This is a genomic window from Pilimelia columellifera subsp. columellifera (assembly GCF_039532605.1).
In the GTDB taxonomy this organism is placed as follows: domain Bacteria; phylum Actinomycetota; class Actinomycetes; order Mycobacteriales; family Micromonosporaceae; genus Pilimelia; species Pilimelia columellifera.
The window spans coordinates 114,349-129,031 of record NZ_BAAARY010000003.1 but is presented as its reverse complement, the minus strand read 5'-3'; the positions used below and the strand labels follow the sequence as shown (position 1 = coordinate 129,031).

Annotated in this window: 13 protein-coding genes; 8 read left to right on the top strand and 5 right to left on the bottom strand. The window is 71.6% G+C overall.

Features of this window, described 5'->3' with window-relative positions:
- The first annotated feature begins 8 nt into the window (after window positions 1-8).
- From ABD287_RS04965 to ABD287_RS04955, 3 genes are read left to right on the top strand one after another with little or no spacing between them, the layout of a single operon-like run.
- A complete protein-coding gene (locus tag ABD287_RS04965) occupies window positions 9-884 on the top strand; it encodes a hypothetical protein (RefSeq protein WP_344169329.1) in 876 nt (291 codons plus the stop codon).
- A gap of 56 nt (window positions 885-940) precedes the next feature.
- Window positions 941-1,921 (top strand): SDR family NAD(P)-dependent oxidoreductase, encoded by a 981-nt coding sequence (locus ABD287_RS04960; protein WP_344168912.1) that lies wholly within the window; start codon window positions 941-943, stop codon window positions 1,919-1,921.
- Window positions 1,922-1,923: 2 nt separating this feature from the next.
- Window positions 1,924-2,373 carry an ATP-binding protein gene (locus tag ABD287_RS04955; RefSeq protein WP_344168909.1) on the top strand — a complete coding sequence of 150 codons (450 nt, stop codon included), beginning with the start codon at window positions 1,924-1,926 and terminating at the stop codon, window positions 2,371-2,373.
- Window positions 2,374-2,408: 35 nt separating this feature from the next.
- Here ABD287_RS04955 and ABD287_RS04950 read toward each other — a convergent pair whose 3' ends face one another.
- Window positions 2,409-3,035, bottom strand: a complete 627-nt coding sequence (locus tag ABD287_RS04950; RefSeq protein ID WP_344169326.1) for a response regulator — start codon at window positions 3,033-3,035, stop codon at window positions 2,409-2,411.
- A gap of 59 nt (window positions 3,036-3,094) precedes the next feature.
- Window positions 3,095-4,258, bottom strand: a complete 1,164-nt coding sequence (gene macS / locus ABD287_RS04945; RefSeq protein WP_344168906.1) for a MacS family sensor histidine kinase — start codon at window positions 4,256-4,258, stop codon at window positions 3,095-3,097.
- A gap of 218 nt (window positions 4,259-4,476) precedes the next feature.
- On the opposite strand from macS, the gene ABD287_RS04940 reads away from it, so the two are divergent.
- Window positions 4,477-4,908, top strand: a complete 432-nt coding sequence (locus tag ABD287_RS04940; RefSeq protein ID WP_344168903.1) for an ATP-binding protein — start codon at window positions 4,477-4,479, stop codon at window positions 4,906-4,908.
- A 14-nt stretch (window positions 4,909-4,922) separates the two neighbouring features.
- On the top strand, window positions 4,923-5,375 hold the full coding sequence (locus ABD287_RS04935) for a MaoC family dehydratase (RefSeq protein WP_344168900.1): 453 nt from the start codon (window positions 4,923-4,925) through the stop codon (window positions 5,373-5,375).
- Between the two features lie 227 nt (window positions 5,376-5,602).
- Here the strand turns inward: ABD287_RS04935 and ABD287_RS04930 are convergent, their stop codons facing one another.
- The 3 genes from ABD287_RS04930 to ABD287_RS04920 all read right to left on the bottom strand — a co-directional run bounded on the left by ABD287_RS04930 (window position 5,603) and on the right by ABD287_RS04920 (window position 11,193).
- Window positions 5,603-7,312 carry a S1 family peptidase gene (locus ABD287_RS04930; protein WP_344168897.1) on the bottom strand — a complete coding sequence of 570 codons (1,710 nt, stop codon included), beginning with the start codon at window positions 7,310-7,312 and terminating at the stop codon, window positions 5,603-5,605.
- 141 nt (window positions 7,313-7,453) lie between these two features.
- Window positions 7,454-9,622: an IPT/TIG domain-containing protein gene (locus tag ABD287_RS04925; RefSeq protein WP_344168894.1), complete on the bottom strand. Its 2,169-nt coding sequence runs from the start codon at window positions 9,620-9,622 to the stop codon at window positions 7,454-7,456.
- A 263-nt stretch (window positions 9,623-9,885) separates the two neighbouring features.
- Entirely contained in the window at window positions 9,886-11,193 is a 1,308-nt protein-coding gene (locus ABD287_RS04920; RefSeq protein ID WP_344168891.1) for a GAF domain-containing sensor histidine kinase, read from the bottom strand.
- A gap of 101 nt (window positions 11,194-11,294) precedes the next feature.
- On the opposite strand from ABD287_RS04920, the gene ABD287_RS04915 reads away from it, so the two are divergent.
- The 3 genes from ABD287_RS04915 (at window position 11,295) to ABD287_RS04905 (ending at window position 14,671) form a co-directional block, all read left to right on the top strand.
- Complete coding sequence (locus ABD287_RS04915) at window positions 11,295-11,675, top strand: response regulator (RefSeq protein WP_344168888.1); 381 nt, start codon at window positions 11,295-11,297, stop codon at window positions 11,673-11,675.
- Between the two features lie 79 nt (window positions 11,676-11,754).
- Window positions 11,755-12,555 carry an SAM-dependent methyltransferase gene (locus tag ABD287_RS04910; protein ID WP_344168885.1) on the top strand — a complete coding sequence of 267 codons (801 nt, stop codon included), beginning with the start codon at window positions 11,755-11,757 and terminating at the stop codon, window positions 12,553-12,555.
- Window positions 12,539-14,671, top strand: coding sequence for a putative bifunctional diguanylate cyclase/phosphodiesterase (locus tag ABD287_RS04905; RefSeq protein ID WP_425565505.1), 2,133 nt, complete (start codon window positions 12,539-12,541; stop codon window positions 14,669-14,671). Before ABD287_RS04910 ends, ABD287_RS04905 begins: the two co-directional genes overlap by 17 nt.
- The last annotated feature ends 12 nt before the right edge of the window (window positions 14,672-14,683 follow it).

Sequence of the window (14,683 nt, the reverse complement as noted above, 5' to 3'; positions counted from 1 at the left end):
TGGCGGCGATGATCGCCGCGTACGGCGTGGCCAACCTGCTCCAGTCCATCGCCGCGGCCCGCACCACGGTCCACCACACACTCGACCCGGGACTGCTGCTGCGCCTGGCCAGCCAGCGCGCGTACCTGGTGGGGCTGGCCTGCCAGATGGCGGGCTTCGTGCTGGCGTTCCTGGCCCGCAAGGACCTGCCGCTGTTCCTCGTTCAGGCCAGCGTGGCCGCCGGGCTCGGCGTCACCGCGATTCTCGGCGTGCTGGTGGCCAAGTGGCGGCTGCCACGGGCCGAGGTGTGGCTGCTCATCCTGCTGTTCCTCGGCATCGGCGGGCTCGTGGTCTCGGCCCAACCGGCCAAGTCGCTGCCGATCGGGCTCGCCGGGGTCATCGCGCTGGGCGCCACCCTCGGCGTCATCGCGCTGTTGAGCGTGCTGGCCGTCCGGCTGCACGGTGCGCCCGGCTCGGTGGCGTTGGGCTCGTTGGCTGGGCTGGCGTTCTCCGCGGCCGCCGTGGCCGCACGGCCGCTGGCCTCGCTGCACGGGACCGAGGCGCTGCTGACGCACCCGCTGTTGTACCTGCTCATCGCCCACTCGATCGTGGGGCAGCTGCTGCTGGGCCTGGCGATGCAGCGCGGCTCGACGACGGCGGCCGTGGCGGCCATGGACGCCGCCGGCGCGATCCCGGCGGCGATCGTGGGATTGTTGCTGCTCGGCGACAAGGTCCGGCCGGGTCTGGAGTGGCTGGCGGTGGCCGGCTTCCTGCTGACCCTGGCGGCGGTGATCGGACTGACCAGATACGCCGAGCCGCAGCACCACCACGCGGTGAGCGAGCCGCCACCGCGCCGCCGGGCAGCCGCCGCCGTCGGCGCCGGGGCCGCCGCACGTCCGCGCTGAGACCAGCGGAGTTTCGGCTCGGGACCATAGGGTATCCGGGCGTCATGGCGTTACCGATGATCCGTGACTCCGTCGTCGTGCTGACCGGCGCGTCCAGCGGCATCGGCGCCGCAACCGCGCTGGAGCTGGCCGGACGCGGCGCGCGGCTGGTGCTGGCGGCCCGACGCGAGGACGCGCTCGACGCCGTCGCCCACGAGTGCGCCGTGCTCGGCGCCGAGGCCATGGTAGTGCCCACCGACGTGGGCGACGCCGACGCCGTGGAGTTGCTGGCCCGGACCGCCGAGGCCCGGTTCGGGCGGATCGACGCGTGGATCAACAACGCCGGCGTCGCCGCCTACGGGGAACTCGTCGCGCTGACTCCCGAGGAGATGCGCCGGATCATCGACGTCAACCTGCTGGGTGTCGCGTACGGGACGCGAGCGGCGCTCAGCTCGCTGCGGCGCGGCGGCATTGACGGCGTGATCGTGAACAACGCCGGCGTGCACGGGGCGCTGACCTGGCCGTACGTGAGCATCTTCCACGCCGCCAAGCACGGGGTACGGGCCCTGTCGGCATCGACCCGCCAAGAGTTACGGCAGTCCGGCGAGCGCATCGCCGTGTGCACGCTGCTGCCGTACACGGCCGACACCCCGCTGTACGCGCATGCGGCCAACCACACCGGACGCGCGCTCGCGCCGCCGCCGCCGGTGTACCCGGCGGCAAGGGTCGCGCGGGCCATGATCACGGCGCTGCTGCGACCACGAGCGGAGATCACGGTCGGAACCGCCGGCCGACTGAGCAGCCTGCGTCGGCGCCTGGCGCCACTGGCCGGCGAGATCATCGGCGGCAGCTGGGGCGCCCGACGTCAGTTCCGGCCCGGCGCCGCCCCGGTCACCGCGGGAAGCCTCTTCGCCGAAAGCCCCGACGACGCCCGGATCGCCGGCGGTTGGCATGGGCAGGCCCGCACAGCGCTACGGACGTCCGCAGCGGTCGGTCTCACGGCGGGTACCGTGGCAGCGCTGGCCCGGCGACGGTGGGCCGGACGGGGAGGACGGTGACGATGACCACGCCGGCCGGGAACCAGTCGACCGCCCGACCGGCCATCGCCGACGGGGGCGTCCCGACAGGCGACGCCTTGGACGCGCTGACAGCCCGGTTGGGTCCCGCGCCCGGGGCGGCGCGGCAGGCCCGGGAGCTGGTCACCGAGGCGTGCGCCCGGTGGGAGCTGGCCGACCTCGTCGGACCGGCCTGCACCGTGCTCACCGAGCTGGTGAACAACGCCGTCGCCCACGCCCGCACCGAGATGCTCGTGCGCCTGACGCTTGTGGACGGTGGACTGCTCGTCGAGGTCGCCGACCGCTCACCGGCGCCGCCGCAGGCCCGTGGACCGGCGTCGCCGACGACTCCGGGCGGTCGTGGGCTGGTCGTGGTGCAGGCGCTCGCCGAACGCTGGGGCTGCACGGCGGACGACGGCGGCAAGACCGTCTGGGCGCTGATCCGACCGGAATGACTCCGGGGCCGGCCGCCGACGGGTCGCTCCGGAGTTCAGGCGTCGAGGCCGCGCTCGATGGCGTACCTGGTCAGCTGCACCCGATTGTGCAGTTGAAGCTTGTTGAGCGTGTTCTGGACGTGGTTCTGCACAGTCCGGTGCGAGAGGTTGAGCCGCTCGGCGATCTGCTTGTACGACAGTCCCTTGGCGACGAAACGCAGCACCTCGGTCTCCCGGTCGGTCAGCTTCGGGGCGAGGTCGTCGGTGGGCTCCGCGGCGAGCCGGCGGTACTCGCCAAGGACCAGCCCGGCCAGGCCGGGAGTGAACACCGGGGCGCCCGTGGCGGCGGCGCGCACGGCGGCCACGAACTCGTCCGGGCTGGCCGACTTGAGCAGATAGCCGGTCGCGCCGGCCTTCATCGCGTCGAGAACATCCTGCTGCTCGCCGCTGGCCGACAGCATCATCACCTTGAGGTCGGGCAGCGCCGCGATGAGGCCACCGATGACCTCGACACCGGAGATGTCGGGAAGCTGGAGGTCCAGGACCACCACGTCCGGTCGGGCCGCCGGGGCGAGCCGCACCGCCTGACGGCCCTCGCCGGTGGTGGCGACCACGGCGAAGCCGGCTTCCGCCAGGTCCCGGGCGACGCCGTGCCGCCACATCGGATGGTCATCGACGACCATCACCCGGATCGACTGGTCGTTGTTGGTCTCTTCGGTCACCGCCGCAGCGTACGTCGGGCTCATCGCGCGCGGCGGGGCACCCGTAGCTCGATCTCGGTGCCTTCGCCGGGCTCGGACCGGAGGCTGACGACGCCGCCCAGGTCGGCGATACGGCCCTGGATCGACTGTGCCACGCCGAGCCGGCCACCGGCCGCCGCCTCAGTCAGTCGACCGGGTGGGATGCCGACCCCGTCGTCCCGGACGGTGACGGTGACGGCGCCCGGCTCGTCCTCCACGAGCACCCATGCCTTGGCGGTCAAACCGCCGTGACGGGCCACGTTGTCCAGCGCGGCCCGCACCGCGCGGGCGACCTCGTGCGCGGCCGCGGCCGGCAGCAGTGTCGGCTCGGCCGGCGTGGCCACCGACACCGCCCGACCGGCGAGGCCGTTGATGAGGGCGCTGAGGTCGACGGTGTCGTCCGCGGCGGGGCCGCCGGCCGGCGTGCTGCTGCCGATGAGCGCCCGCAGCGCGGCCTCCTGCTCGCCGGCGAGTCGGGCCAGTTCCCCGGCTTCCCCGTCCAGCCGGGCGCCGCGCCGGGCGACCATGGCGAGCACCTGGAGCACCGAGTCGTGGATGCCGCGGGCGAGGCGTTCGCGCTCCCGGGCGGCGGCCTCCCGCTCGATCGCGGCCTGCGTGAGCCGTTCGGTGTCGCCGGCGAGGCGGGCCACATGGCCGGTGGAGACGGCGGCCAGCAGCATGAGGATGGTGCCGGTGGTGGCGGTCTGCTGGGCGGCGCCGCGCACGACGATCTCGACCGCGCCCATGAACAGCGCGGCGGCCACGCCGAGTCGGCGTCCGCCGGCGATGGACCAGGCGAGCACTGGACCGGCCATCCAGGCGACCGCCATCGTCGGGATGCCCTGCGTCAGCGCCTCGACGCCGATGACCCAGACCGTGCTCAGTTCGATCACCGCGGTGACGCCCAGGTCCGGCACGAGGACCCGCCAGGTGCGCCGGCCCGGCGCGGCGTAGGCCCACCAGGTGAAGCCGGTCCAACCCGCCATCAGCGCGAGAACCGCCCAGGCGACGGCTGGGCGTTGGTACAGGTCGGCGTTCGCCACTGTCAGATATCCGACATACGCCAACGCCGCGAGGCGGAACACCGCCACGGCACGCCACAGTGGCCCGAGCAGGCGGCCTGGTCGGTGGGACGGCGGCTGATCCGATCCGGAAACGAACACCATCACCGCATGCTGCCACCGGACGATCGACCCGACGCGGCCGGGCGACGGGCCGGCGCAGTGACGCCAACGGTCAACCGCCCGGCGTACTGTTGGACATCCGATCCACCGACGGCAGGCGTCATCACGTCATGACCGGCACGATGACGGCCTCGGGTCACCACCATCGGCACGGGTCATCACCATCGATTCGTGACGCCGCACATCGCGAGGTAGACACTATGGTTCCCGGCGCAGCCGCCGCGGCCGGCTCCGGCCCGGCCGCGGCTGGCCGTGAGCTGCTCCGGGGCACGTTCGACCAGGCCGGCGTGACCACGATCCGCCACCAGGTGTCACAGCACGTCGCGGCGGTAGGGCTCACCGGGCAACGACGGGACGACTTCATCCTCGCGGTCAACGAGCTGGTCACCAACGCGGTGCGCCACGGCGGGGGCATCGGCCAGCTACGGCTGTGGCTCGCCGACGGCGCCCTGCTCTGCGAGATCGTCGACCATGGCGGCGGAATCGCCGTCGGCGGCGCCGCCGGTCACGAACGGCCCCCCGTCGACCTGGCGGGAGGCTGGGGGCTGTGGCTGGCCCGCCAGCTCACCGACGGTATGACCGTCGACACCGGCGACCACGGCACAACAATCCGGCTACGCGCCGCCATCTAGAGGAGTCACCACCCATGCGCACCTTCGGGACGCCCGCCGAGCTGGCCAAGGCCGTCGGCGAACACCTCGGCTACAGCGGTTGGCGCCTCGTCGACCAGGCACAGGTCGACGCGTTCGCCGAGGCCACCGGGGACCGGCAGTGGATCCACACCGATCCAGAACGGGCGGCGCAGGGCCCGTACGGCACGACCATCGCCCACGGTTACCTCCTGCTGTCGCTGCTGCCGTCGTTGGTGACCAGCGTGCTCACGGTCGAGGGCGCCCGGCTGCGCGTCAACTACGGTCTCAACAAGGTGCGCTTCCCCGCCGCGTTGCCGACCGGCTCGGCGGTCCGGGCCGGCGTGCGGGTCACCTCCGCTGAGGATGTCTCCGGCGGTGTTCAGCTGGTCCTGGAGGTGACCGTGGAGCGCGAGGGCGGCCAGAAACCGGTCTGTGTCGCCGAGACGGTCACCCGCATCTACCTCTGACAAGCGCGCCAGGTCGAGCGGACGAACGGCGGCGGCGCCGCTTCCCGATCCGCAACTATCGGGAAAAGACGCCGCCGCCTCTTTCGGTTGGGCCTGGCGGTCTCCGGACCTCCCTCACAAGATCCGTCACCACTGGCCGCGCACTGGCTGACCGGTCGAGGGGGACGTTCGACCGGGCGACCAGGCCGCCGGTGATCCGATGCCGCCGATGCGCCGGCAACATCGGATCACCGGACAGTCAATGTGTACTCACCCTCGCCCTGCTCCGACGTCACCTGATAGCGGTACAGGCCGGCGGTTCCGTCGAAGCGGAGCACCTCGGATGAGTCGTCGCTGTCGGCCTTGCCGACCGTCTCCCATCTCACACCGCTCCACCGTTGCAGGGCGAGGTTGAAGTCGGCGTCCGTGGGGCCGGCGAGGCAGAGCACCTGCTCGCCGGCTGGCGCCTGGACGAACGGCTGGTCGGGCTCAAGCGTCTGGTCACCGCTGGCGGCGAGGGCGCCGTCGTGGGTCTGGCCGCCGCGGCAGGCGGCGGGGACGGCCTCGATCGCGGCGGCGCCGCCATTGGCATTGCCGGAACCCAGGCCGGCGTCGTTGGCGACGGGCTGGGAGTCGGGACCGTCCGCAGCGCCGCTGAACGTGCCGAGTGCCGGCTGGCCGCCCAGGCTGGCCCGGTTGGCGGACAGGGCCGCCGCGCCGGTGGTCACCAGAGTCAGGTCGAGCCGGTCAAGCACCTCGTTGACGGGTTGGAAGAAAGTGATGCCGCCGCTGACGCAGTCGCCGGACCCGCCGGAGGTCATACCCTGGGCCTGGTCGGCGGAGAAGAACGGGCCGCCCGAGTCGCCGGGCTCGGCGCACACGTTCGTACGGGTGAGGCCGGTGACCGCGCCCTCGGCGTAGTTGACGGTGGCGTTCTTGGCGAGGATCGCGCCGCACCGGGTCCCAGTGGTGGAGCCGGACCGGCACACGGTCGATCCGATCGGCGCCTCCTCGCTGCCACGGACCGGCACGTCGCCGCGCTCGGTGGCGACGACCGGCGTCGGGATGACGTCGCGGGAGGTGCTGACGAAGCTGAAGTCGTCGCCGGGGAAGGAGGAGGCGCCGAACACGCCCTGCAGTTCGGCGTCCTGACCGGTTGTGGTCTGGGCGCCACGCTGACCGCAGTGGCCGGCGCTGACGAAGCCGCCGATGACCGAGAATCCGACCGAGCACCTGGCGTCGCCGTTGACCAGGTACGGCTCGGCGCCCCGGAGATCGCCGGCGAAGGCGCGTGGCCGTTCGTTGGACTTGACGATACGGACCGCCTTGGCCGGGGCGCCGGCCTTGAGCGCCCACGCCTTCGCGGCGGCTTCCCTGCCCGGCGTGGCGAGCACCACCACGCTGTTGGTGGCCGGGTCGACGTACCAGCCGGGGGCGGACGTCGGGGTGATCTTCGTCGCCCGACGGTCGAGGTCGGCCTTGACGGTGGCCAGCTGCGCCGCGTTGTATGTGACGATCTTGGGCTCGGCGCCAGCGCGGCGAACCGCCGCCGCGGCGTCCGGGTCGGTGATACCGATCTTGAGTTTCTTGTTGTCGCGGTCGACCCAGGCTCCGGCGAAGACGCCGGCGACGCCACGGCTCTGGGCCTGCCCGGCGCCGCTGTCGATGCCACCGAGGCTGAGGAGGTCAGCGTCGGGCAGGGGGGCGCGCCCGGAGCCTTTCGCGGCGAAGTCGCCCAGGTCTGCGCCGATCTGGTCGACCAGGCCGGGGAGCTGGGAGTCGAAGGCGAGTTGACCTTGCGCCTGGTCGGCAGTGAGACCAAGGTCACGGCTCATGAGCTGGACCACCGCCGACTGCGGCGGCGACGTGGTCTCCGCGAGCGCCGGAACTGTGAGGCCTGCGGCCACCAGGACCGCTCCGCCAAGCACAGCCGTTGAGGTGGCGCGCATGCGGTTCATCCGGGTCTCCTCTCGTGCGGCGAAGTGAGGGGAAAACATCGCCGCTCTGACCAAGGAGTACGCACGGACCGCCACACCAGATGAACCCCTGGGTGTGATTTAGATCACACTCGGGGGTTCATCGCTGCCTACCGTCGGTCATCACACGTAACGGAACACTCCCGCCTGGCTCGCGCCGCTGAGGCCGCCCGGGGTCTGCACCTGGACGTAGTAGTTGCCCGCGTACCGCTTGCCGAGCGTCGCCTTGATCTGCGTATCCGAGATCTTGGTGAAGCCGACCGCCACCCCACCCACGTACACCTTCGTGGCATACGAGAGGTTCGCGCCGTTGACGTACACCACCGTCGAGGACTTGGTGATCGACGTGCTGGTGACGCTCAAGGCGCCCACCGTCGGCGCCGCCGGGGTGAAGTAGGTGAACACTCCCGCCGAGGTCGCCGGGCTCAGACCGCCCGGGGTCTGCACCTGCACGTAGTAGCCACCCGCGTACCGCTTGGCCAGCGTCGCCTTGACCTGGGTGTCCGAGACCCGGGCGAAGGTCACCGCCACACCGCCGACATACACCTTGCTGGCGTCGGTCAGGTTCGTGCCGTTGACCAGGACCACCGTCGACGGGGCTCCGATGTTGGCGCTGGTCACGCTGAGCCCGGTGACCGTCGGCGCGGCCGGAACGACCGAGGTGATCGGCGTGGCCACCGTCACCGTGCCGCCCGGAGTGGTGACCTGGAGGCTGTACGTCCCCGGGTTCTTGACCGGGACCGTCACCTTCAGCTGCGTGGCCGAGACCTTGGTGAAGGCCACCTTGTACCCACCCAGCGTCACCAGGGTGGCGCCGGTCAGGTTCGCGCCGGTCAGCAGCACCGGCGTGCTCTTGTAGTACATGACCGTCGACGGGACGACCGTGGCGACGGTCGGCGGCGGCGGGTTGACGTACGTCAGGTTCGTCATCGCGCTGGCGCCGTAGGTGTTGAGCGCCTTCACCGGGTAGGTTCCGGCGACCTGTGCCGGCGCGAGGAAACTCAGCTGCGTCGGCGAGGTGATCACGATTCCGGTGGCGTACTTCGCCCCGACCATCACCTTGACGCCGGTGGCGAACTGGCCACCGGTCATCGTGATGCGTTCCCCGCCGAAGATCACCGTGCTGTTCGTGCTGAGCGACGACAACTCCGGCGACGGTGGCGTGTACAGGAACTTCGAGGTCGCCGTCACCGCGCTGCTGCCAGCGGGGTTGGTGGCCACCACGTCGACGGTCGTGCCGACCGCGCCGGGCGGCGTGGTCACCGTCAGGGTGGTGGTGCCGTTGGTGGTGGTCGGCGTGAGGTTCGTCGCGGGCACGCCGCCGAAGGTGACGCCGGTGACGCTGTCCATGCCGGAGCCGGTCAGGGTGACCTGCGTGCCGCCGAGCTTCGAGCCCTTGAGGACCGACAGGCGGGCCACGGTCGGCGCGATCGGGGTCGCCTGGGCTGGGGTGTTGATGCCGTTGACCGTGTAGGCCGCGTCGACCTTGCCCAGCACGTACGACCAGGCGATCTTGACGTCGCCGCTGTTGCCCCAACCTGTGCCCCACGAGTTACGGACGAAGATGCCCTGGCTGTCGTAGCCGTAGGCAGCCATCATGTGGCCGCCCTGGTTGGTTCCCGACACCGTGCTGTACAGGGTGTGCGCGCCCAGGCTCATGAAGTTCGAGTACACCGGCATGCCGATCGCGACCGGGTTGCCGGACGCCAACGACTGCATCATCAGTTCCTTGGCGGCGGTGGTCTGGCCGGCGCCCAGCCACAGCCGGCTGTAGCCGGAGACGCGGTAGTTCGCCGCGTTGGCGATCTGCCCGGCGGTGGGCGGGGTCTGGTAGTTGTAGTAGCCCTGGAAGTAGTCCGCCTGGGTGGTGACACCCGAGTTGGTGGCCACGCTCAGGGCGTGGTCCGGGTTGGTGCCCGCGCTCGGGGCGCCGCCGGCGGCGACCGTCCGCATGTACAGGTAGAGCGGCGCGTACGGGGCGCCGACGCCACCGGTCCGGTTCGCCCAGTAGCCCATGATCGAGTGGGCGATGCTCCACGAGACGCATGAGCCGATCTGGCCCTGGTTGCCGACAGCCGGCGCATACGAGCGCAGGTCCACCGAGGCGGGCAGGACGTTGAGCGTGCGAACCCTGGGCTTGGCGTTGATCCGACCAGGGCTCTTCACATAGCCGCCGACCTTGTGCTTGGCGACCGGGCGGGGGGCCGCCGCGGACGCCTGCGCGGCAGGCAGTACGGGGGAAAGCGTCACTACTGCGAGCAGGCCAACCAACAGCCTTGGAACTGGGCGCATCCGTGCTCCTCCGGGGGTGAGAACAGGCCATCCTCACCGCGGTGACCTGGGTGGTCGCTGCGGTGTCCTGTTCCGGCCGGGTGGTGGCCGGGACGTGAGGCTGTGATCGGCAGCGCCCCGGCGGCATGAAGGAAACTGAGTGGGAACCGTGGCCGGACCCGGCGGGGGCTGTAGGCCCTCAGCCGGACGTCAGCCGGTTGGACGACATGCGCCGTACGCCCGACTCGGCGGGCGTACGGCGCAGGCAGGCGCGCGGGGTGGGGTCAGCTGACCAGTTCAGGCGCCGCGGGGAACACCACGTGCAGCGAGGTGCCCTCGCCGGGGCGGTCGGACATCGTCAACGTGGCGTGGTGGATGTCGAGGATCTGCTTGGTGACCGTCAGACCCCGGTCCGTGCCTTCTGGGTCCTCGCCCCGGCTGATGACGCGGTGCAGGTGCTCGAACAGGTGCGGGTGCGCGCCGTCGGGGGCGTCCAGATCCTCGATCCGGACCGCCGGCCCGGACTCGGCGCCCGTCGCGACCTGGATCCGGCCGCCGTCGGGCGTGTACTTGACGGCCGCGAACAGCAGGTGGCCCAACGCCTGCTCCAGTCGGATCGGGTCGACCAGAACGGGCAGCTCCGGTCCCGACTGGTGGACGATCCAGATGCCTTTGGCGTGGGCGATCGGCCGGACCGCCTCCACCGCCCGGGTGGTGAGCCGGCTGAGGTCGAGCCGACGCATCCGGAGGGTGGCCCCGTCATCGACGCCCACGACCGCGAGCACGTCGTCGACGAGGGTACGCAGACCGACGGCGTGATCCTGGACCGCGGTCGCGGCCCGCGCGGCCACCTCGGGCTCCAACTCGCCACCGGCGGCGAGGTGGTCGAGGTAGGCGCGCACGTCGGTCAGTGGTCCGCGCAGCTGCGCGTCAACGAGCGTGACCAGCTCGTCGACCCGGCGGTCGGCCTCGGCCCGCGAGTGGCTGACCTGGTTGAACACGGCGGCGAAGTGCCGCAGCTCCAGCTGGGCGGTGACCTGCCTGGCCAGCGCCCGCAACGCCTGGAGCTGGTCGAAACTGAGCCGGTGCGGCTCGCCGTCGACCACGCACAGCGTGCCCAGGGCGAAGCCGTCACTGGTGACGAGCGGAGCGCCGGCGTAGAAACGCACGCCTGCCGGGCCGGTGACCAGGGGGTTCTCGGCGAACCGCTCGTCTCGGGTGGCGTCCGGCACGACCAGCAGGTCCTTGCCGAGGATCGCGTAGGCGCAGAAGGACAGGTCGCGCGAGGTCTCCTGGAGGTCCAGGCCGAGTCGGGCCTTGAACCACTGCCGGTCGGCGTCGATGAGGCTCACCAGGCTGACGGTGGTCCCGCAGACTTTGGAGGCCAGCGCGACGATCTGGTCGAATTCGGCCTCAGGCGGGCTGTCGAGCACGTTGAGCTGGTGGAGTCTGACGAGCCGGTCCGCCTCGTCCGCCGGCTTGGGCGGGGAGGTCCAGCTCGCCGGCGAGGTGGTCCTTGTCGCCATGGCCGCCTCCTGGCGGATCAGTCGTTCCCCGTCAGTCCCGGGAATGCTCAGCTGTCGCACGAACACCCCGCCAGCATCTGAGACTACGCCAAGTAGTTGATCCCGTACTGATAGTAGTATCAAAGCGGGCCTCCGCAGCCGGCGGGCCACGTCAGAAAGGCATGCCGATGGCGCTGATTCTCGCCGCCGACGACGACCCGTCCGCCCGAGAGATCCTCACCCGGATCCTCACCGCGGACGGGCACAAGGTGGAGACGGTCGGCGACGGCGAGACCGCGCTACGGGAAATCCGTCGGATCCGACCGGACCTCATCCTCACCGACGTCGACATGCCGCTCATCAACGGCTTCCTACTCTGCGACGAGGTCCGCCACGACGGCGAGCTGCGCCACACGCCGGTGGTCCTGGTCACCGGGGTCGTCAACCCCGGTGACCACCGCGCGGCCCAGGTCGGCGCCGACGCCGTGCTGGTCAAGCCGTTCACCCCGGCCGACCTGCTCGCCTGCGTCCACACCCACCTCACCGCCGCGCCAGCTGGACCTCAGTAGACGGTCGCAGGCGCCCGACGGGCGTCGGACGGGTCGGATACGTTAAGGGCACCCCGTCCACCCCCATCGAGGTGACCTCATGCATCCGACCTGGGCCCCTGACAGCATCGATGTAAGCCACCCCAGCGCCGCCCGCGTCTACGACTACCTGCTTGGCGGGGCGCACAACTTCGCCGCCGACCGCGCCCTCGGCGACGAGCTGACGCGACGCTCCCCCGAGATCGCCGAGACCATGCGCGCCAACCGGGTGTTCCTGCGCCGAGCGGTGCAGTTCCTCGTCGAGGCCGGCGTACGTCAGTTCGTCGACATCGGATCCGGGATCCCCACCGTCGGCAATGTCCACGAGATCGCCCAGCGGCTGGCCCCGGACACCACCGTCGTCTACATCGATGTCGACCCGGTGGCGGTCGCGCACAGCGAGGCGATCCTGGCCGGCGACCCCCGGGCCGCCGTCCTGGCCGGGGACCTGCGCGAGCCTGAGCGGATCCTGGCCGAGGTACGCCAGCTCGGCCTCATCGACTTCCACCGACCGGTGGCGGTGCTGCTGGCCGGCGTGCTGCACTTCCTGTCCGACAACGACAATCCCGGCGGGATCGTCGACGCGCTCATCGAGCCGCTGGCGACCGGCAGCTACCTGCTCATCTCGCACGCCACCTTCGATGAGCAGCCGGCCGCGCTCATCGAGGCGCAGCAGCTGTCCGCCCGCACCAGCACCCAGATCCACGCCCGCCCGTACGCCGAGGTGCGCGGCCTTTTCTCCGGGCTCCGCATGATCGAGCCCGGCGTCGTGTTCATCCCGCTGTGGCGCCCGGACCTGGAGGATGCGATCGACCGCCCAGAGCGGATCGCCGCCTACGCCGGCGTTGGCCACAAGGGCTGACGGGGGCGGCGGCCCGTCCTGGTCACAGCGTCTGCCCACCGAATGGGCGCGACGGCTGTCGGCCACCACGTACACGCCGCTGCGCCCGCCAGAGCTGCGCGGACTGCTCACCGCGCTGGCCGCCGACCTCGAAACGGCCAGGGGGTCCGCCGACGCCGAGGCATCCCTCGCAGAGTGGGGTCGGCGGGCGGGGGCCACACTCGTCGATGCCCACCTCACCGACCCCGCCGCGCTGGAGACCTCGCTGCTGGTGCTGGGCGAACGGCTGACGCCGGGCCCGCCGGCGACGGCCGCCGCCGGCGCCTTCGCGCGCGGCTTCACCACCCAGCTACGCGCCGCGACGCTACGGGAGCAGGAACGACTGGCACAGGCGATCATCAGGGCGCAGTCCGGGGTCGAACGGGCCGCCCGGCAGAGCGAGGCCCGGTTCCGGGCCATCTTCGCCGGCGCGGGGTTCGGCATCGGGATCTCCGACATGTTCGGCCGGATCATCCAGGTCAACCAGGCCTTCGCCGACCTGCTCGGCTACCCGGTCGAGGAGATGCGCGGGATGACCATCCCAGAGCTGCGTCACCCCAGCGACCCGGCGAGGATGTGGGAGGACTACCGCCGGGTGTTCTCCGGCGAGGTGGACCACATCCGGATGGAGAAGGCGTACTACCGGCGCGACGGCGACGTGGTGTGGACCGAGCTGTCGGTGTCGGTGATCCGCGATGACGCTGGCGAGCCGCAGTTCACCGTCGCCATGGTCGACGACGTCACCGAACGGCACCACCTCCAGGCCCGGCTGCGGCACCAGGCGGCGCACGATCCGCTGACCGGCCTGCCCAACCGCAGCCTCTTCACCGAGCGCCTCGCCGACGCGATCGCCAACGCCGGGCCGACCGACCGGATCGGCGTCTGCTACCTCGACCTGGACGGCTTCAAGCGGATCAACGACAGCCTCGGCCACGACGTCGGCGACGAGCTGCTGGTCGCCGTGGCGGGAAGGCTCAGCGACTGCGCCCGGGCCTTCGGCCACCTGGCTGCCCGGATGGGCGGAGACGAGTTCGTCATCCTGGTCGAGCGGTGCTCCGGCCCCGACCAGCTGGAGATCCTCGCCGAGGCCGCGCTCACCGCGCTGACCGCCCCGATCTCGCTCGGCGCCCACCGGCTCCGGGTCGGCGCGAGCATCGGCGTGGTCGAGCAGCCGGCCGCCGCCACCGAGCCCGCCGAGATCATGAAGGCCGCGGACGTCACCCTCTACCAGGCCAAGGCCGCCGGTCGCGGCCGGTGGGTGCGCTACGACCCGGCGATGGTCGCCGAGGAGTCCGCCCGGTACGCGCTGTCGGCGGACATGCCCGACGCGCTGGAGCGCGGCGAGTTCACCCTCGTCTACCAGCCGATCGTCGCCCTGCCCGGGCAGAAGCTGCTGGGGTTGGAGGCGCTGGTGCGGTGGCGGCACCCGGAGCTGGGGCTGCTGCCGCCGGACCGGTTCATCGCGTTGGCGGAGGAGACCGGATTCATCGTCCCGCTCGGCCGGCATGTGCTCCGGCAGGCGTGCCGGCAGGCGGCGGTGTCGTTCCCCGACCACGACCTTTTCGTGAGCGTCAATCTCTCGGTGGCGCAGACCCAGGAGGACTCGCTGGTCAGCGACATCGGCGAGGCGCTGGTCGCCGCCGGGCTGCCGGCCTCGCGGCTACAGCTGGAGCTGACCGAGAGCGCCTTGATGTCCCCGCACGGCGCCGGACTGCGGGCGCTGCGGACGCTGGCGGACGGCGGGGTCCGGGTCGCCATCGACGACTTCGGCACCGGATACTCGAACCTGGCCTACCTGCGCAGCCTGCCGGTGCACACGCTCAAGCTCCCGCGCCCGTTCATCGCCGGGCTGGACCAGGCCGAGCAGGGCGGGGCCCCGGCCGTCGAGGAGCAGATCGTCGACGCGCTGGTCCGCCTCGCCCACGCCATCGACCTCACCGTCACCGCCGAGGGCGTGGAGACGTACGCGCAGGCGCAGCGGCTGAGCGCCCTCGGCTGCGACACCGCGCAGGGCTGGTTCCTGGGCCCGGCGTACCCGCCTGAACAGTTGCGCCGGCTGGCCGTCGGCCAACCCGCGACCGACGCGCGATCCCGCTGAGTGTCGCGTTGT